Origin of the sequence: Streptomyces sp. NBC_00335, from assembly GCF_036127095.1 — a bacterium.
Classification (GTDB): domain Bacteria; phylum Actinomycetota; class Actinomycetes; order Streptomycetales; family Streptomycetaceae; genus Streptomyces.
In genome coordinates, this window is record NZ_CP108006.1 from 1,584,965 (window position 1) to 1,603,586 (window position 18,622).

Annotated in this window: 16 protein-coding genes; 6 read left to right on the forward strand and 10 right to left on the reverse strand. The window is 69.9% G+C overall.

Annotation, left to right across the window (positions count from 1 at the left end; genetic code table 11):
- Window positions 1-34: 34 nt before the first annotated feature.
- Window positions 35-1,006: an MTH938/NDUFAF3 family protein gene (locus tag OHA37_RS07190; RefSeq protein ID WP_323182313.1), complete on the forward strand. Its 972-nt coding sequence runs from the start codon at window positions 35-37 to the stop codon at window positions 1,004-1,006.
- A gap of 25 nt (window positions 1,007-1,031) precedes the next feature.
- Here the strand turns inward: OHA37_RS07190 and OHA37_RS07195 are convergent, their stop codons facing one another.
- Window positions 1,032-3,083 (reverse strand): ATP-binding protein, encoded by a 2,052-nt coding sequence (locus OHA37_RS07195; RefSeq protein ID WP_266903504.1) that lies wholly within the window; start codon window positions 3,081-3,083, stop codon window positions 1,032-1,034.
- Window positions 3,084-3,196: 113 nt separating this feature from the next.
- Between OHA37_RS07195 and OHA37_RS07200 the strand changes: the two genes are divergently transcribed.
- Window positions 3,197-4,258 carry an Lrp/AsnC family transcriptional regulator gene (locus tag OHA37_RS07200; RefSeq protein WP_266903505.1) on the forward strand — a complete coding sequence of 354 codons (1,062 nt, stop codon included), beginning with the start codon at window positions 3,197-3,199 and terminating at the stop codon, window positions 4,256-4,258.
- Between the two features lie 294 nt (window positions 4,259-4,552).
- Here the strand turns inward: OHA37_RS07200 and OHA37_RS07205 are convergent, their stop codons facing one another.
- The 7 genes from OHA37_RS07205 to OHA37_RS07235 all read right to left on the reverse strand — a co-directional run bounded on the left by OHA37_RS07205 (window position 4,553) and on the right by OHA37_RS07235 (window position 10,614).
- Window positions 4,553-5,959 carry a nucleobase:cation symporter-2 family protein gene (locus OHA37_RS07205; RefSeq protein ID WP_443046291.1) on the reverse strand — a complete coding sequence of 469 codons (1,407 nt, stop codon included), beginning with the start codon at window positions 5,957-5,959 and terminating at the stop codon, window positions 4,553-4,555.
- Between the two features lie 394 nt (window positions 5,960-6,353).
- Window positions 6,354-7,757, reverse strand: coding sequence for an 8-oxoguanine deaminase (locus OHA37_RS07210; protein WP_266885243.1), 1,404 nt, complete (start codon window positions 7,755-7,757; stop codon window positions 6,354-6,356).
- Between the two features lie 208 nt (window positions 7,758-7,965).
- The gene (gene pucL / locus OHA37_RS07215) at window positions 7,966-8,889 is read right to left on the reverse strand and encodes a factor-independent urate hydroxylase (RefSeq protein WP_266903507.1); all 924 of its coding nucleotides are present in this window, start codon (window positions 8,887-8,889) and stop codon (window positions 7,966-7,968) included.
- Between the two features lies 1 nt (window position 8,890).
- A complete protein-coding gene (gene uraH / locus OHA37_RS07220) occupies window positions 8,891-9,283 on the reverse strand; it encodes a hydroxyisourate hydrolase (RefSeq protein ID WP_250740538.1) in 393 nt (130 codons plus the stop codon).
- Between the two features lie 8 nt (window positions 9,284-9,291).
- Entirely contained in the window at window positions 9,292-9,807 is a 516-nt protein-coding gene (gene uraD, locus OHA37_RS07225) for a 2-oxo-4-hydroxy-4-carboxy-5-ureidoimidazoline decarboxylase (protein WP_266903508.1), read from the reverse strand.
- 154 nt (window positions 9,808-9,961) lie between these two features.
- Entirely contained in the window at window positions 9,962-10,360 is a 399-nt protein-coding gene (locus OHA37_RS07230; RefSeq protein ID WP_266903509.1) for a helix-turn-helix domain-containing protein, read from the reverse strand.
- Entirely contained in the window at window positions 10,357-10,614 is a 258-nt protein-coding gene (locus OHA37_RS07235) for a hypothetical protein (protein ID WP_266903510.1), read from the reverse strand. Before OHA37_RS07235 ends, OHA37_RS07230 begins: the two co-directional genes overlap by 4 nt.
- 126 nt (window positions 10,615-10,740) lie before the next feature.
- On the opposite strand from OHA37_RS07235, the gene OHA37_RS07240 reads away from it, so the two are divergent.
- From OHA37_RS07240 to OHA37_RS07250, 3 genes are all read left to right on the forward strand, one after another.
- On the forward strand, window positions 10,741-11,574 hold the full coding sequence (locus tag OHA37_RS07240; RefSeq protein ID WP_243339126.1) for a TIM barrel protein: 834 nt from the start codon (window positions 10,741-10,743) through the stop codon (window positions 11,572-11,574).
- Between the two features lie 74 nt (window positions 11,575-11,648).
- Window positions 11,649-12,539 (forward strand): 2-hydroxy-3-oxopropionate reductase, encoded by an 891-nt coding sequence (locus OHA37_RS07245; RefSeq protein ID WP_266903511.1) that lies wholly within the window; start codon window positions 11,649-11,651, stop codon window positions 12,537-12,539.
- Window positions 12,540-12,784: 245 nt separating this feature from the next.
- On the forward strand, window positions 12,785-14,242 hold the full coding sequence (locus OHA37_RS07250; RefSeq protein WP_266912575.1) for a catalase: 1,458 nt from the start codon (window positions 12,785-12,787) through the stop codon (window positions 14,240-14,242).
- Window positions 14,243-14,664: 422 nt separating this feature from the next.
- Here the strand turns inward: OHA37_RS07250 and OHA37_RS07255 are convergent, their stop codons facing one another.
- Window positions 14,665-15,537: a hypothetical protein gene (locus OHA37_RS07255; RefSeq protein ID WP_266903512.1), complete on the reverse strand. Its 873-nt coding sequence runs from the start codon at window positions 15,535-15,537 to the stop codon at window positions 14,665-14,667.
- Between the two features lie 145 nt (window positions 15,538-15,682).
- Window positions 15,683-17,464 carry a glyoxylate carboligase gene (gcl, locus tag OHA37_RS07260; RefSeq protein ID WP_266912577.1) on the reverse strand — a complete coding sequence of 594 codons (1,782 nt, stop codon included), beginning with the start codon at window positions 17,462-17,464 and terminating at the stop codon, window positions 15,683-15,685.
- Window positions 17,465-17,731: 267 nt separating this feature from the next.
- Between gcl and OHA37_RS07265 the strand changes: the two genes are divergently transcribed.
- Window positions 17,732-18,601, forward strand: coding sequence for a hypothetical protein (locus OHA37_RS07265; RefSeq protein WP_266903513.1), 870 nt, complete (start codon window positions 17,732-17,734; stop codon window positions 18,599-18,601).
- Window positions 18,602-18,622 lie beyond the last annotated feature (21 nt).

An 18,622-nucleotide genomic window follows, 5' to 3' on the forward strand; every position in this document is an offset into this window, starting at 1 on the left:
GATCGCGGGCGGTGCCGGCTGGGATGCTCCGGGCATGACCTCAGTCGGCACCTCCCGCTCCGCCCGTCCGCCCCGGCCCAGCCTCTACATCTCCGTCGACATCGAGGCCGACGGGCCCATCCCCGGGCCGTACTCGATGATCAGCTTCGGGGCCGCCGTCGCGGGGCGGCAGGACGGCGCTTCGTATACGGCCGCCGATCCCGAACAGGACACCTTCTACCGGGAGTTGCGCCCGATCAGCGAGGCGTACGTACCGGAGGCGCTGGCCGTCAGCGGGCTGGACCGGGACCGGCTGCTCCGGGAGGGGGCCGAACCGGCGCTCGCCATGGCGGAGTTCCGGTCATGGGTGCGGAAGGTCTCGGCGGGGGCGCAGCCGGTGATGTGCGCCTACCCGGCCTCCTTCGACTGGACCTTCCTGTACTGGTACTTGATGAGCTTCGGCGGCGACAGCCCGTTCGGGCACTCCGGTTGCCTGGACATGAAGACCCTGTACGCGGCCAAGGCCCGGGTCCCGCTCCGCGCAGCCGTCAAGGGGCGGATGCCGAAGGAGCTCCTCTCGCGCCGCCCGCACACCCATCACGCGCTGGACGACGCGGTCGAGCAGGCCGAGCTGATGAGCAACCTGATGGCGTGGACGCCGCCCGCCCGCGCCCCTCTCGTCACGCACCTCTCCTGGGGCCGCATGGAGGTCGAGGGGCTCCCGGCAGGGAAGGACTTCGTGCTGTACCCGGGTGGTGGCCGCGCCTGGGACTGGGGCCGGCACGGCACCCGGCACGAGCCGGGAATCCAGCCCGGCGATGTGGCCGAACTCCTCGACCGGGGCTGCACGGTGGTCGTCCTCAGCCGCGGGATGGAGCTGCGGCTCCACACCGCGCCCGAGACGCTGCGGCTGCTGCGGGATGCCGGGGTGGAGGTCCACACCGAGGAGACGACCGCCGCGGTCGCGCTCTACAACCGGCTGGCCGCGACCGAGCGCGTGGGCGGGCTCTTCCACTCGACCTGCTGAGAGATGCCCCCTTGAACTCCGCGTCTCAGCCGGCCAGTTCCGGCAGCAGCTCGCGCAGTGGCGTCCGGGCGCCGGAGGTGTAGGCCGCGCGGAAGGCCTGGGGGGTGAGGCGGGTGCGGACCGTGTGCTGGGCGCGGGGGGCGCAGGCCGCGTGCGGGCGGGTGCGGGAGACCGCGCCGAGGAGGCGGGCGGCCTCTGCGTAGCGGCCCTGGTCCGCCTCCAGTTCGGCGAGGAGTTCCACCGACAGGGCCTGCCCGAGCGTGTCGTCCAGCGCGAACTGGGTCCGTAGCGCGCTCAGCAGTTCGCGGCGGGCCAGCGCCGGGCGGCCCTCGTGGCGCTGGACCAGGGCGTGGGCGTAGCTCACCCAGGAGCGGGCCCACAGGTCGGCCGGGAGGTCCGGCGCGCCGTCCGGCGGGCCGTCCTCGACCGGGACCGAGGCCGGGTCCGTGCGGGCGAGCGCCAGCGTGTGCGCGGCCCGCAGGGCTTCCCGGCCGGGGCCGAACTCGGGATCGGCCGGCAGGGCTTCCAGGGCGTCCCGGTACTCCGCCGCGGCGTCTTCGTGCCGCTCCTCCCACAGCGCGATCGTCCCGCGCAGGTGCGCGAGGTAGGCCAGGCAGGCGTCCTCCCCCTCGTGTACGGCCGCGGTCCACGCCTCCACCATCAGGGGATCGGCGCCGTCCGCCTCGCCGAAGGCGGCGACCAGCCAGGCCGCGAGCCACAGCGCCCGGGCGGGCCGGGGCGCGGGGTGCACGGCCAGGGCCCGTTCCACGTGTCTGCGCCCCTCCGCCGGCATCCCGCAGGCGGACCACAGGAACCACAGGGACACCACGATCTCCAGGGCCGCCCCCGGCCCTCCGGCGGCCAGCGGGTTCATCGCCGCGCGCAGCTCGGGGAGTTCCCGCAGGGCGAGGGCGCGCGCTTCCCGCTGCGCGCCGGCGCGCCACAGCTGCGCGGCCCGCTCCGCCACCACCCGGCAGCGCTCGCGGTGGCGCCGGGCCGTCGTCGCGCCGTCCCCGGCCGCTCCGTGCGCGAGCCGCCGGGCCGCGTACGCCCGTACGGACAGCGGCAGCCGGTAGCGGCCCGGCCCGGCGTCCGCGAGCAGGCCCGGGGCCAGCCGGAGCAGCGCATCGACGGCCGTGTCCGCCGTGAGCGCCCCGAAGCCGCACACCTCGGCGACGGCCGCCCTGTCGAAGGAGCCCGCGAAGACGGAGAGCCGCTCCCAGAGCAGCCGTTCGGCGGGGGTGGCCAGCCGCAGCGAGCGTTCGGCGTCGACCCGGGTGCTGCGGCCGGCGCCGCCGGCGAGGAAGCCCAGCGGATCGGAGCCGAGTCTGCGCAGCGCCTGCGCGGGCGCGTACTGGTGCGAGCGCCCCGCCGCGAGCTCCAGCGCGCCGGGGATCCCGTCGAGCGCCCGGCACAGCGCGGCCACGGCGCCCGCGTTGCGGTCGGTCAGCTCGAAGAAGGGGTCGGCTCCGCGCGCCCGTTCCTCGAAGAGCCGTACGGCCGCGTAACCGGCGACGTCGGCCACCGGGAACCGCCGGCTGGGGTCGGGCGCGGCCTGTCCCGGCAGGGCCGACAGCGCGGCGGGCAGCGGCTGGACGGAGGGCGCGGTAGGCACCGACAGCGGCGGTACGGCGAACACCACTTCCCCCGGGAGCCGCAGCCGCCGCTGCGAGGTGGCCAGAATCCGCAGCCCCGGCAGGCGCCGCAGCAGCTCGGCCGCGAGCCCCGCGCCGGCCTCCCCGAGCTGTTCGCAGCCGTCGAGCACCAGCAGCGCCTCACGCCCCGCGAGGCGCTCCGCGAGCTCCGCTCCGAGGCGGTCCCAGCACCGCTCGGGCAGGGCACCCAGCTCCGCCCAGACGGTGTCCAGCCCGTCCCTGTCGCCCAGGGTGCGGACGGTGCGCACCGCGAGCCGGGTCTTGCCGATGCCGGCCGGTCCGGTGAGCGTGACCAGGCGCTGCGTGGCGAGCAGGGAGGCGAGGGCCGTGAGCTCCCGCTCCCGCCCGATGAAGCTCGACAGTTCGGCGGGCACCGCCTGCCGCACGCCGGAACCGGCCTTCCCCACACGTCCTCCAGCCATGTCCGACCCGTGCGCGCCCGTCATGTGGTCAACAGTTGAACGCACAAAGAGAGATGATCGGCTCATAATCCCGTTGTCCCGTCACCGACCGGGAGAACCACCAAGGGGAGGGTATGAACTCGGCCATTTCCGCCATCGACGACACGGACCGGGCACTGGTCCACGCACTCCAGCTCGCACCCCGCGCGAGCTGGGAGCTGCTGGGTCCGGTCCTCGGCGCGCGCCCGGACACCCTGGCGCGCCGCTGGGAGCGGCTCACCGGGTCCGGCGAGGCGTGGCTGAGCGGACTCGGGCTGCGCACCGGCGTCACGAAGCCCTGCATGGCGTGGGTGGAGGTCACGTGCACCGCGGGCACCTCGCCCTCGGTGGGGGACGTCCTCGTGGCGGATCCGCACGCCCTGGGGGTCGAGCACACCACCGGGGGCCGGGACCTGCTCGTCTTCGTGGCCGTACCCGACCTGCCCACGCTGTACTCGTACCTGTCCGCCCGGGTGCAGCGGATCCCCGGCGTGATCGGCACCCGCAGCTCGATGGTGACGGCGGTGCACTACGCCCCCGACCGCTGGCGCCTGGACCAGCTGACCCCGGCCCAGATCGGCCTGCTGACCAGGCGGACCCGGCGGCCGGTGGCTTCCGCCGGCCCGGACCGGCCGGCGGTGGCGCCGCTCCAGGAGGAGGACCGGTCGCTGGTCCTGGCCCTGGCCTCGGACGCGCGGCGCAGCGTGGCCTCGCTGGCGCGGGAGTTCGAGATGAGCGAGTCGACGGTACGGCGCCGGCTGGCGCGGCTGGAGGGCGGTCTGAGCCTGCGCTACAGCTGCGCGCTGGCCTCCGGGCTGTCGGGCTGGCCGGTGTCGGCGACGCTGTGGGCGGAGGCGTCGGAGTTCGAGCTCGCCGACTGCGCGGCGGTCGCCGCGGGGCTGCGCGAGACCCGTACCTGCATGTCCGTCAGCGGCCCCTGGAACTTCATGATCAGCGCCAGGCTGCGCACGGTGGAGGACCTCTCCCGCTACACGGCGGAGCTCACCCGGCGCCTGCCGGGCCTGCGCATCACGGACTCGGCGGTGGCCCTGCAGGTCCGCAAGACGGAAGCCCAGGAACTGGACCGCCGCGGCCACCGCGTACGTACGGTCACCCCGGACATCTGGTCGGACCCGGTTTCCACGGACACTGCCTGAGCCCCTCGCCGGGGCTCGGGAGGGCAAATCCAGCCCCGCCGGCGTTTGAGGCGCGGGGTCCGGGGCGGAGCCCCGGGGACCTCGGCCGGAGCCGGCCCGCACGCCACCGCACCACCCCGTCCCGCCAACGCGTACGGCGGTGCGGACGCCAACCCCGCAGTGGGTGACGTACGCACCGCCGTATCCCGCGCACGGGCCGGGCAGAGCCCGCTCGCCGCGCGCCGACCGGGACCGGCCCGGTCAGTGCACCGACCGGGACCAGCCCGGTCAGTGCGCCGGCCGGGACCGGCCCGGTCAGTGCACCAGTACCGGATCCGGAGCGGCCGCGGCCGATCCCTTCCTGGCACCGAGGTGGTTGAAGGCGAGGTTCAGCGCGATGGCCACGACGCAGCCGGTGCTGATGCCGGAGTCGAGGACGACCAGCAGGTCCTCGGGGAAGGCGTGGTAGAAGTTGGGGGCCGCGATCGGGATCAGGCCGATGCCGAGCGAGGCGGCGACGATCAGGGCGTTCTCGCCCTTCTCCATGGCCGCGCCGGCCAGGGTCTGGATGCCGCTGGCGGCCACCGAGCCGAAGAGGACGATGCCCGCGCCGCCGAGGACCGGCAGCGGTACGACTCCGATGACGGAGGCGGCGATGGGACACAGGCCCAGCAGGATCAGGATGCCGCCGCCGGCCGCGACGACGAACCGGCTGCGGACCTTGGTCATGGCGACCAGCCCGATGTTCTGTGCGAAGGCACTGCACATGAACCCGTTGAACAGCGGACTGAGCGCACTGCCCAGGGTGTCGGCGCGCAGGCCGCCCTCGATGGTCTTCGCGTCCGCCGGACGGCCGACGATCTTGCCCAGGGCGAGGATGTCGGCGGTGGACTCGGTCATGCACACCAGCATGACGATGCACATGGAGATGATCGCGGCGACCTGGAACTGCGGCGCCCCGAAGTGGAACGGCGTCGGGAAGCCGACGAGGTCGGCGTTCCGTACGGCGTCGAAGTTCGTCATGCCCAGCGGCAGCGCTATGAGCGTTCCCACGACCAGGCCGAGGAGGATGGAGATCTGCTGGAGGAAGCCGCGCAGGAACTTGCGCATCAGCAGGACGATCGCGAGGGTGACGGCGGCCATGGCGATGTTCTTCATCGAGCCGTAGTCGGTGGCGGTGCTGTTCCCGCCCTGCGACCAGTTGAAGGCCACGGGGAGCAGTGAGACGCCGATCAGGGTGATGACCGTACCGGTGACGACCGGTGGGAAGAACCGGACCAGTTTTCCGAAGTACGGGGCGGCGAAGAAGCCGAGGATTCCGGCGACGATGATCGCGCCGAAGATGATCGGGATGGCGTTGTCGCCCTCTCCCTTCCCGATGGCGATCATCGGGGTCACACCGGCGAAGGAGACGCCGTTGACGAAGGGGAGCTTGGCGCCGATCTTCCAGAACCCGAGGGTCTGGAGGAGGGTGGCGAGCCCTGCGGTGAAGAGCGAGGCGCCCATCAGGAAGGCGGTCTCGGTGGCGGAAAGGCCTACGGCCGGGCCGACGATCATGGGCGGGGCCACTACACCCGCGTACATGGCGGCCACGTGCTGGAGACCGCTGGTGAACATTTTCAGCGGGGGCAAGGTCTCGTCGACCGGGTGCTTCACCCCTGCGTCGCCTTCGGCCTGCGGTACTGCGACTGCGTCTTTGCGAAACCTGGGCGCCTGGGCCACGGCTTCCTCCGAACTGTTTAACACGCCGGCAGGGACGTGATGTGTCTGGGAGGTGGTGCGAAAGCTGTGCGAGTCGAGCCTGTATGGAGTTGTGGGTGCTGCGAATGCTTGTCCCAAGGGGTGCGGAAACGATTCGCCCGAGGCGTTTCCACGCGGTGGCGTCCGAAGAGCCGCCGGTCAGGAAGTCGAAAGAGAGCTGGAGGTGCCGTAGCGGCGGCGCGGTACACGAGCTGCGGGGCACGTGGCACGAACTGCTGAGCGACCGGCACGATTCACCGCCCCCGGGGCGCCCTCGGAAAAACCTCGGGCGCTACCCGGGAACGGCTGCCGCGAACCCCGCTCGGGTCCGCGGCCGCCGGCCGGGGGCCGTCCCCCCCGGCCGGACTCCGTGGGATCAGGCCTGCGCGGAGATCCGCGCGAGGCGCTGGGCCTCTTCCCGAGTGGACACCGCGATGGCGTCCTCGTCGGCGAAGAGCAGACGGTTGTTCTCGACGATCTGCTTGCCGTTGACGAACGACGCGGTGACCGGGGCCGCCGCACCGAAGACCAGGGCGGTGACCGGGTCGGCGATCGAGGAGTGCAGGAGGGTGTTCAGGTTCCAGAGCACCAGGTCGGCGCACTTGCCGACCTCCAGCGAACCGATGTTCGAGGCGCGGCCGAGGACCTGGGCGCCACCGAAGGTACCGAGGCGCAGGGCCTGACGGGCGTTCAGGGCACGCTCGCGGTGGACCGGGTTCAGACGGTTGATCAGCAGCGCGTTGCGCAGCTCGGTGTGCAGCTCACCGGACTCGTTCGAGGCGGTGCCGTCCACGCCGAGGCCGACCGGGACACCGGCGGCGAGCATGTCCGGGACGCGGGCGATGCCGGCGGCCAGACGGGCGTTGGAGGACGGGCAGTGCGCGACGCCGGTCTTGGTACGGGCGAACGCGGCGATGTCGGAGTCGTTCATGTGGACGCTGTGCGCCATCCACACGTCCTCGCCGAGCCAGCCGGTCGACTCGAAGTAGTCGGTCGGGCCCATGCCGAACAGTTCCTTGCAGAACTGCTCTTCCTCGACGGTCTCCGAGCCGTGCGTGTGCATGCGCACACCCAGGCGGCGGGCCATCTCGGCGCCCTGCTTCAGCAGCTCGGTGGAGACCGAGAAGGGGGAGCAGGGGGCGACGGCGACCTGGGTCATCGCGTCGAAGGAGGAGTCGTGGTACTTCTTCACGGTCGCCTCGGTGTCCGCCAGGGCACCTTCGAGGGTCTCGACCGCGTGGTCCGGCGGCAGGCCGCCGTCCTTCTCGCTGCGGTCCATCGAACCGCGGGCGAGGGTGAAGCGGACGCCCATCTCGGACGCGGCGCGGATGATCGACCCGGAGAGGTCACCCGAACCCTTGGGGAAGACGTAGTGGTGGTCCATCGCGGTGGTGACGCCACCCTTGGCCATCGCGGCGAGGGAGCCCTGCGCGGCCGTGTACGTCATCTGCTCGTCGATGCGCGCCCACGTCGGGTACAGCGCGACCAGCCAGTTGAAGAGGTTGTGGTCGGTGGCCAGACCACGCGTGATCCACTGGTAGAAGTGGTGGTGCGTGTTGACCAGACCGGGGGTCACGAGGTGCCCGGTGCCGTCGATGCGGCGGACGACGTTCTCGAGGTTCTCGGGGGCCTTGCCCGCACCGACGAACTCGATCTTGTTACCGGCGAGCACCACGTGACCCGAGGCGTACTCGGTGTCGTTGGCGTCGACGGTCGCAATCGCACAGTTTTCGATGACGATGCGCTCTACGGCGCTGTCATTGGCTGCCGATGCTGCCATGGGACTTCCTCGTGCTTTCAGTGGCGGTGCGGGCACGGCAAAACCCAGGGGATTTGAGTGCCGGAGCCGGGGGCCTTGACAGCTGACAGTACTGCCGCCCCGTGTGGTGCGTCCGGGTGCCGATTCAGGAAGTTGAAAGTGTTGAGAGCGCTGACGGGTGTCGCGCCGCCCCGGGGCCACTGCGGAGCCCCGGGACGGGCGTGCCACATCAGAGGTTGGTCATGTCCACGGGGATACGGGCGTCTACGCCGTCGCGGAGGACCGTCGCCTCGATCAGACCGTACGGGCGGTCCGCGGCGAAGTAGACCTCGTTGTCGTTCTTGAGACCGAAGGGCTCGAGGTCGACGAGGAAGTGGTGCTTGTTCGGGAGCGAGAAGCGAACCTCGTCGATCTCCGAACGGTGGTTGATGATGCGCGAACCCATCTGGTACAGGGTCTGCTGCAGCGACAGGGAGTAGGTCTCCGCGAAGGCCTGCAGCATGTGCTTGCGGGTCTCGGCGTAGGACTTCTCCCAGTTGGGCATCCGCTGGTCGTCGTCCGACCAGTTGAAGCGCCAACGGGCCGACACCTGGGTGGCGAGGATGCGGTCGTACGCTTCCTTCAGGGTCGTGTACTTGTCCTTCACGTAACCCCAGAACTCGGAGTTCGTGGAGTTCATGACGACGAGGTCCTTGAGGCCGGAGATGACCTCCCAGTTCTTGCCGTCGTACGTGATCTGGGTGACCCGGGTCTCCATGCCCTCGCGGACGAAGGAGTGGTTCACCTCGTCGGAGCCGATGAACTTGGAGTTCGCGTCCGAGGTCGCGATCCGGGACCAGGAGTACTCCTCGATCCGGATGCGGGCCTTCTGGATCGGCTCCTGGCTGTTGACGAACCAACGCGCCAGGTGGATGCCGAACTGCTCGGCGGACTCGATGCCGTACTCCTTGGCGAACGCGTACACCGTGTTCTTGGTGGTGTCCGTCGGCAGGACGTTGGCGTTCGAGCCGGAGTAGTGGACGTCGTCCATGTCGCCCGAGAGGGCGACCGAGACGTTCAGGTCCTTGATGTGGTGGGTGTCGCCGTCCCGCGTGATCTTGACTACGCGGTTCTCTGCTTTGCCGTACTGGTTCTGGCCCAGAATGGTGGCCATGCTAGCTCCCTCGGTAAACGGAGTAGCCGAACGGGTTGAGCAGCAGCGGTACGTGATAGTGCTCGCCCGGGTTCACCGCGAAGGTGATGGTGACCTCGGGGAAGAACGCACCGCTGTCCCTTACGCGGGGGGCGTCCTGCTGTGCCTCGGCGGCTTGCTTCTTGGAGAAGTACGTCTCGGTCTCGAAGTCGAGGCGCACGTGGGTGGTGCCCTCCGGCAGGGCCGGCAGGTCCTTGCAGCGCCCGTCGGCATCGGTGGCGGATCCGCCCAGGGCCGCCCACTCGCCGTCGAGACCCGTACGGGCCGACAGGGAGATCGCGACGCCTTCGGCGGGCTTTCCGATGCTGGTGTCCAGGATGTGCGTGGACACCGACGCGGTGGTCTCAGTGCTCATGCTCGGTCTTACTCTCCTTCTACGGATTCCACGAGACGGGTCAGGCGGATCCGGTTGATCTTGACGAGCTCGCCACGAGCGATTTCCCGCTCCTGTTCCGGCGAGTTCTCGATCCGGACCTTGACCGCGTCCCGCATGAACTCACCGGTCGCACCGGTGGCGCAGATGAGGAAGACGTGGCCGAACTTGTCCTGGTAGGCCAGGTTCAGTTCGAGGAGCTCGGTCTTGAGCTCCTCCGAGGCACCGGCCATGCCGCGCTGCTCGCGGGCGGAGGTCGGGTCTCCCGGCTTCGGCCGGCCGATCGGCGCGTGGCCGCCCATCGCCTCGCCCAGGTCCTCCGCGGTGAGCTCGGCCATGGCGGCCTCGTTCGCGGAGAACAGGGTGTCGACGCTGGTGAAGGGGCGCTGGGCGAGCAGCTTGCCGCCCCATGCCGAGCTGGCGCACACCTCGTGCAGCTCGGCCGTGGCCTCGCTGTCGTCCAAGGCGTTGAACCGGGTGAGACCCGGGGTCGGACTCGAAGTCACGGTAGGCCTCCGTGGCCTGTTGTTGCTTTGACGGGCTGCGCATAGCTAACGCCCTCGACAACACGGCGTCAACACTTTGTTGAAACTTCCCGTACACAAAAGCCGCCGCCCGGGTGAATTGGGCGGCGGCTCGTCACGGTGGGTCAATCAGGATTCACTCTTGGTTGGTCCCGGCGGACCCTTTGGGGGTGCTTGAGTCCCGGTTCAGGTAGTTGTAGACCGTGAAGCGGCTTACGCCCAGGGCTCCCGCGACCGTTTCCACACCGTGCCGGACCGAGAAGGCGCCGCGCGCCTCCAGTATCCGTACGACGTCCTGCTTGGACTTCCGGTCGAGCTGGGACAACGGTACGCCGTGCCGGCGCTCCAGGGCCGCCAGGATGTGATCCAGCGAGTCGGAGAGCTGCGGCAGCCGCACGGCGAGCAGGTCCTGCCCCTCCCAGGCGAGCACGACGTCGTCGGGCTGGGCCAGGGACGGATCCATCAGCTCGCCGCCCATCGCGTCCACCAGCGGCTTGACCGCGGCGACGAAGGGGTGGTCCCGGGGCTCGGTCATGGCGTCTCCTCCCCGGCCCTGATCACGTTGACCTGGAGCGAGACGCGCGTGGCTCCGGCCTCCAGGGAGTTGCGCAGCAGCGCGGCGACCGCGGTCAGCACCGCTTCGGACTCCCCCTCGGCCGTGTTGCCGAACGGGCCGACATCCACCGCGTCCAGCTGGGCCGTCTGGATGACCTCGCGAGCGGCTACGGCATGGGCAGGGGCCTCTTCTAGATCGAAGGGCTCGGTCGTGAACTCCACTCTCAATCGCACGCCGCTCAAGCTACCTGGCAGTCCGGACTTTTCGGGAGGCGGCACTTGACAAGCGGGCCGCCCTGCTTGCAGTCTTCCATCAGGCAGAAACTAACTTCCGCAATACGGAAGGAGCGCACACCCCTCATGGGATACACGGACCAGCGCTTCGATGTAAATCTTTCGATCCTCTTCACGGAACTCCCGCTCCTGGAGCGTCCCGCGGCTGCCGCCGCAGCGGGCTTCACGGCGGTCGAGCTGTGGTGGCCCTGGATCGAGACCCCCACCCCCGCTCAGGAGGAGCTCGACGCCCTCAAGACCGCTCTTGAGGACGCCGGCACCCAGCTGGTGGGCCTGAACTTCTACGCCGGCCAGCTGCCGGGTCCGGACCGCGGTGCGGTCTCGGTTCCCGGTGAGGAGTCGGAGCGCTTCAACGCCAACATCAACGTGGCTGCGGACTTCGCCGCCTCGGTCGGCTGCAAGGCGCTGAACGCCCTCTACGGCAACCGCGTCGAAGGCGTGGACCCGGCCGTTCAGGACGAGCTCGCGCTGAAGAACCTGGTCGTGGCGGCTCAGGCCGCGGACCGCGTCGGCGCGATCCTCCTGATCGAGACCCTGAACAAGCCCGAGTCGCCGCTCTACCCCCTGGTGAGCGCCCCGGCCGGCATCGAGGTAGTGGACAAGGTGAACGAGGCCACCGGCCTCGGGAACGCCAAGTTCCTGCTCGACCTGTACCACCTGGCGATGAACGATGAGGACCTCTCCGAGGTCATCGAAAAGTACGCCGCCAAGACCGGACACGTCCAGATCGCGGACAAGCCCGGACGAGGTGCCCCCGGCACCGGCGAGCTGCCCCTCGAAGAGCTGCTCGACCAGCTCCAGAAGGCCGGCTACCAGGGCTTTGTCGGTCTCGAGTACAAGGCCGCCGACGCCGCCGCCTCCTTCGCATGGCTGCCGGCCGAGGCCCGCGCCGCGAAGTAAGCGGAAAAGTCCGGGCGAACAGCCAGGCACCTGACGAACTTTTCGTACGAAGCATTAAGAGAAGGACCCTCATCATGAGCAACCTCCCCAAGATCGCGTGGATCGGTCTCGGCATCATGGGCTCCCCCATGGCCGAGAACCTCCTGAAGGCCGGCTACTCGGTCACCGGCTTCACGCTGGAGCAGGACAAGCTGGACCGCCTCGCCGCGGCCGGTGGCGGCGCCGCCGGTTCGATCGCCGACGCGGTCAAGGACGCCGACGTGATCATCACGATGGTGCCCGCCTCCCCGCAGGTCGAGGCCATCTCCTACGGTGAGAACGGCATCCTCGAGAACGCCAAGTCCGGCGCGCTGATCATCGACATGTCGTCGATCACCCCGCAGACCTCGATCGACCTGGCGAAGAACGCCGCCGCCAAGGGCATCCGCGTCATCGACGCCCCGGTGTCCGGTGGCGAGGCCGGTGCCATCGAGGCCGTCCTGTCGATCATGGTGGGTGGCGAGCAGGCCGACTTCGACGAGGCCCTCCCGATCCTCGAGGCCCTCGGCAAGGTCATCGTCCTGTGCGGCCCGCACGGCTCCGGCCAGACGGTGAAGGCTGCCAACCAGCTCATCGTCGCGGTGAACATCCAGGCGTGCGCCGAGGCCGTCGTCTTCCTCGAGAAGTCGGGCGTGAACCTCGAAGCCGCTCTGGACGTGCTCAACGGCGGTCTGGCCGGCTCCACGGTCCTGACCCGCAAGAAGGCCAACTTCCTGAACCGCGACTTCAAGCCCGGTTTCCGGATCGACCTGCACCACAAGGACATGGGCATCGTCACCGACGCCGCCCGCAACGTCGGTGCGGCCCTCCCGGTCGGCGCGGTCGTCGCCCAGCTGGTCGCCTCGCTGCGCGCCCAGGGTGACGGTGGCCTGGACCACTCCGCGCTGCTGCGCGCGGTCGAGCGCCTCTCCGGCGCCCAGATCTGAGCTCCGCTCGGATAGGCGGCCCCCTCAGCGGGCCGCCACCCGCCCCGCTCGCGGGGCCCTGAGTTTCCGGATGGTGCCGGTGCTGACACCTGTCCTGTCGCGCCCAAGTGCCGGCACCGTCCGGATTACCTCTCCCTCCACTCTTTCTTTCAACAAACTGTTGACGTCGAGTTCATGCCGAAATTAGGCTGTTCCGCATGACGGAAGACGGATTCCGTCAGCAGTTCCCCGTACGGAAGGTCACCATGTCGAAGCGCACGCTGACGACCGAGTCTGGCGCCCCGGTCGCCGACAACCAGAACTCCGCTACCGCCGGCGTCGGTGGCCCCCTGCTGATCCAGGACCAGCAGCTCCTGGAGAAGCTCGCCCGCTTCAACCGCGAGCGCATCCCGGAGCGCGTGGTGCACGCCCGCGGTTCCGCCGCGTACGGCCACTTCGAGGTGACCGACGACGTCACCGCGTACACCAGCGCCGCGTTCCTGAACACGGTCGGCAAGAAGACCGAGACCTTCCTGCGGTTCTCCACCGTCGCCGACTCGCTGGGTGGCGCTGACGCCGTCCGCGACCCGCGCGGCTTCGCGCTGAAGTTCTACACCGAAGAGGGCAACTACGACCTCGTCGGCAACAACACCCCGGTGTTCTTCATCAAGGACCCGATCAAGTTCCCCGACTTCATCCACTCCCAGAAGCGCGACCCCTTCACGGGCAAGCAGGAAGCGGACAACGTCTGGGACTTCTGGGCGCACGCCCCCGAGGCGACGCACCAGATCACCTGGCTGATGGGTGACCGCGGTATCCCGGCGTCGTACCGTCACATGAACGGCTACGGCTCCCACACGTACCAGTGGACCAACGCCCAGGGCGAGGCCTTCTTCGTCAAGTACCACTTCAAGACGAACCAGGGCATCCGCTGCCTGTCGGGCGAGCAGGCCGCCGAGCTCGTCGGCTCCGACGCCAACTCGCACCAGACCGACCTGCTGCAGGCCATCGAGCGCGGTGTGAACCCGAGCTGGACCCTGTACGTCCAGGTCATGCCGGCCTCCGAGGCCGCGGACTACCGCTTCAACCCGTTCGACCTCACCAAGGTGTGGCCGCACAGCGACTACCCGCTGCAGCGCGTGGGCCGTCTGGTCCTCGACCGCAACCCGGACAACGTCTTCGCCGAGGTCGAGCAGGCCGCGTTCTCCCCGAACAACTTCGTCCCGGGCATCACCGCCTCGCCGGACAAGATGCTCCAGGGCCGCCTCTTCGCGTACGCCGACGCCCAGCGCTACCGCCTCGGTGTGAACCACACCCTGATCCCGGTCAACGCTCCGAAGGCGACGAAGGCCGACAACTACGGCCGCGACGGTGTCATGGCGCTGCGCAACGGCTCGCGCTACGACAAGAACTACGAGCCCAACTCGCACCAGGGTCCGGCCGAGACCGGTCTGGCGCTGGGCGCCCCGAAGGCCGTCTCCGGCTACACGGGCACCCACGAGGCTCCGGCCCACACCAAGGACGACGACTTCTTCCAGGCCGGTGAGCTCTACCGCCTGATGTCGGAGGCCGAGAAGCAGCGTCTGGTGGCGACCATCGCCGGCGGCCTGTCTCAGGTCACCCTCGAGGACGTCATCGAGAAGAACCTGGCTCACTTCCACGCCGCGGACGCCGACTACGGCAAGCGCGTCGAGGAGGCCGTCCGCGCCCTGCGCGACGCCTGAGCCCCAAAGCTGCGCCGGGATCCTGACGGGAGGTCAGGATCCGGGTGCTGAGCCCACACTGCGGACCCGGATGAGGGGTGGTACGCGGTGAGGGCAGGACGAGGACCGTGGCGAGCGTGCGAGCCAGTGCGGTGGTAATGGGTTCCGAGGCCCGTCTCTTGACCTGAGGGAGACGAAGCCGGAGTTCTCGTCGCCGCTCGCCGCGGTCCCAGCCAAATTCACTCCTCTCTATACAGGGGCCACGCACAGAGCCCCCTGTATGCGGAAGAGAACCTCCCCCACCCTCTCCGCCCGGCGGTGCGAACGTCCTGTCGCGCCAGCCTCGTACCGTCGGGCGGTAACAAGCAACACACACTCAAAGAGCCGAGTCACGGACGGTCCCGTGACTCGGCTCTTTGTCATGCGCTGGGTGAACGACGCCGTCAGTACGCGCCGAAGGACCAGAAGACCCCGACCTCGTCCCCGGACACGGCGATGAGGCCCAGCTCTTCGAACAGGTCGAGGCCGTTGATGTACTCGCCCGTGATGAACGTGTGGACCCTCGTCCCTGTGAGGCCGGCCTGGACGAAGTCCCTGGCCGGGTCCGAGGCCGCATCCAGGGCGTTCGTCCAGAACCGGGCGTCCGGACCGTAGCGGTCCAGCAGGAACCGTGCGTCGGCCAGCAGCGCGTCCCGATCCGGCCGGCTCCGGACGGATCGGTGGTCGACCCACTCCTCCGCCATGACGGCGAGCGCGGTGACGGCCCCCGCCGCCTCCAGCTCGTGCAGGCGCTCCCGGAACCCGGCGGCGGGCGGCGGCTCGAAGGGGTACGTCGGCACGAACTGGCGGGCGTTGTTGGTGAGGTCGCCGTCGATCCGCAGCCAGCCGCGCGGGTCCGGGACCTCGCGGCGCATCAGGGCGAGCACGTCCTCGGCCCAGTCCTCGTGCCGGCGCGGCCCGGTGGCGAGGAAGACGTACGGATCCTCCAGCAGGCGCAGGGCCGCCGCGTTCCAGGGGCTGCGGCGTCGCCGTAGCTCCATGAGGGTAGTGCCGACGCCGTGGGCGAACACCTCGGCCGGTGAGCGCGGGACGCCGGCCAGCTCTCCGTAGCCCCACCGCAGGAGTTCCGTGGCCGCACCGTCCGCAGCGGCCCCACTCAGCTCCCGCGGCGCCTCGGGGACGACGGCCCGGTTTCCCCTCTGCAGTTCGATGGCTGCCCGCCACACGTCTTCCAGGTGGGCGTCGAGGAGGTCGAGGGCGGTGCGGTCGAGGGCGGTGCGGTCCAGGGCGGTGCGGTCGTCGTCTGCGGTGCTCATGGGGCAAGCCTAGGAGGCCTGACGTCGCGTACCGCCTGGTGGGACGGCTCCGGGACCTGGGGCCCGTAGGGAACGCGGAACGGCCCCCGTTCCTCCTGGAGGAGGGACGGGGGCCGTTCGGTGGTGCTAGACCAGCCTGGTGGGACTAGGCGGGCAGGGTGTTGCGGAGCGCGGTCGGGGCGTGGCCCAGCTCGGTCGCGACCTCTTCGAACTCGGTGACGTCGCTCATGTCGACCGTCTTGCTCATCGAGATGTTGGTGATGCGCTCGAGGATGGCCTCGACGACGACCGGGACCTGGTGCTCCTGGGCCCACTTCTTGGCCGTCTCGAAGGCCTCGCCCAGCTTGTCCGGGTCGGTGACGCGGATCGCCTTGACGCCCAGGCCCTCGGCGACCTTGACGTGGTCGACGCCGTAGACACCCAGCTCGGGGGTGTTGATGTTCTCGAATTCGAGGTTGACCTCGAAGTTGATGCCCAGGCCGCCCTGCGCCTGACGGATCAGACCCAGGTAGGCGTTGTTCACGAGGACGTGAACGTAGGGGACCTTGTGCTGGGCGGCGACCGCCAGCTCCTCGATCATGAACTGGAAGTCGTAGTCGCCGGACAGCGCGACGATCGGGGTCTCCGGGTCCGCGGTGGCGGCACCGATCGCGGCCGGGATGGTCCAGCCGAGGGGGCCGGCCTGGCCACAGTTGATCCAGTTGCGCGGCTTGTAGACGTGCAGCATCTGCGCACCGGCGATCTGGGACAGACCGATGGTGGTGACGTAGCGGGTCTCGGGGCCGAACGCCTTGTTCATCTCCTCGTAGACGCGCTGCGGCTTCATGGGGATGTTGTCGAAGTGCGTGCGGCGCAGCAGCGTCGCCTTGCGCTCCTGGGCGGAAGCGGCCCAGGCGCTGAAGTCGGGCAGCTTGCCCTCGGCCTTGAGCTCCTTGGCGATCTCGACGAAGAGCTCCAGGGCCGCCTTGGCGTCCGAGGCGATGCCGAAGTCCGGGGCGAAGATCTTGCCGATCTGGGTCGGCTCGATGTCGACGTGGACGAACTTGCGGCCCTTGGTGTAGGCGTCGAGGTTGTAACCGGTGTGACGGTTGGCCCAGCGGTTGCCGATGCCGAAGACGAAGTCCGACTCCAGGAACGTGGCGTTGCCGTAGCGGTGCGAGGTCTGGACACCGACCATGCCGGCGGCCAGCTCGTGGTCGTCCGGGATGACGCCCCAGCCCATGAGGGTGGAGATGACCGGGACGTTCGTCAGCTCGGCGAACTCGACCAGCAGGTCGGAGGCGTCGGCGTTGATGATGCCGCCACCGGCGACGATCAGCGGACGCTCGGAGTCGAGCAGGAACTGCAGGGCCTTGCGGGCCTGGGCGCGGGTGGCGCTCGGCTTGTAGACCGGCAGCGGCGAGTAGGTCTCGGGGTCGAACTCGATCTCGGTCAGCTGGACGTCGATCGGGAGGTCGATCAGGACCGGGCCCGGACGGCCGGAGCGCATCAGGTGGAAGGCCTCCTGGAACACGCCCGGAACCTGGGCGGCCTCCAGAACGGTCGTCGCCTTCTTGGTGACCGGCTTGGCGATCGAGGCGATGTCGACGGCCTGGAAGTCCTCCTTGTGGAGCTTCGAGACCGGAGCCTGACCGGTGATGCACAGGATCGGGATGGAGTCCGCGATCGCCGAGTACAGGCCGGTGATCATGTCGGTGCCGGCCGGGCCCGAGGTACCGATGCAGACGCCGATGTTGCCGGCCTTGGCGCGGGTGTAACCCTCGGCCATGTGCGAGGCACCCTCGACGTGGCGGGCCAGCGTGTGCGCGATTCCGCCCACGTTCTTGAGCTCGCGGTAGAACGGGTTGATCGCAGCACCGGGAACGCCGAACGCTTGTTCGACACCCTCAAGCTTGAGGATCTCCACTGCAGCGGCGGCGGCTGTCATACGAGGCATCGAGTTCTCCTGCGGGTCTGGCGGGTCAGGCTTTTCCGTAATCCGGAAGTTTTGTTCTGCTATACGGAACAAGCTAAGCGGGGACTCCCCGCAACGTCAAGGCGGTACGGCACCCCGGAACCCACCAAAAGCCGCCGATGGGGCAGTGAGTTGTACGAAAATCCAGTGCCCGACCGAAAATCGGGGGTCTGCCCACCCCTCCGGTGGCAGGTGGTGGACCATGGGCCTACGCACAGCTACGGAGGGGGTCCGGTTCTGATGGCGGATGCGGTACCGGTGCGCTGCCCGGCGTGCCTGCGCGAGAACGGCTACGCCGTGCCGGTGTTCCCCTGCGCCTGCGGGAACCCGGTCACCCCTCCCCTGGACCTGACGTCACCGCCCCGGGAGCTGACCCACCGCACCTGGACGCAGAGCTGGGTCGCGGTGCGCTGCGAGGCCTGCGGCCGGGAGAGCGAGTGGCCGCATCCGGAGGTGGGGTGCACCTCGTGCGGGACGGTGGTGCTGGTTCCGGTGCATCCGCTGGCGCCGGTGGGCGGGGTTCCGCGGACTGCCGCGGCGGCTCAGCCACCCGGGTCCCAGCCGCCCGGGTCTCCCCTTACCGGGTCCGCGCCCCGCGCGGCGGAATCGCCCGGGTGGCCGGTGTCGCCGGCGGGGCCGGCCGCGGCGGGTCCGGGACCCGGCCCGGCACGCGACCCGTCGGACACCCCTGGCAGCCGGACCCCGGCCGACCCCGCGGTGCCCCGTCCCGACTTCCGGCCCGTGACCATCCGTACGGCCCGGGACGCGGTGGTCACCGCCGCGCTGTACCTGCGCTGGCTCGGCTTCCAGGACGTGCGCCAGCCCGACGGACGGCCGATCCCGTCGACGGCGGTGGACCTGCGGGCCCCGGGCCTGGTCGCCCAGGTGGACCCGACCACGGCCCCGGCCGGGCTGCGGGCGGTGGAGTGCGTCTGGCTGAACGGGCTCACGGCCTGCGCGACCAGCGTCTACTTCTCGCTCGCCGGATACACGGAAGACGCGCGCGCCCGCGCGGACGACCTCGGGATACCGCTCTTCGTCATGGACCTCACGGGCATGCCCCAGCCGGTCAACGACCCGGCGGAGGACCTCCTCGGCATGGGGGCCTAGGCTCGGGGGGTATGACGCGTG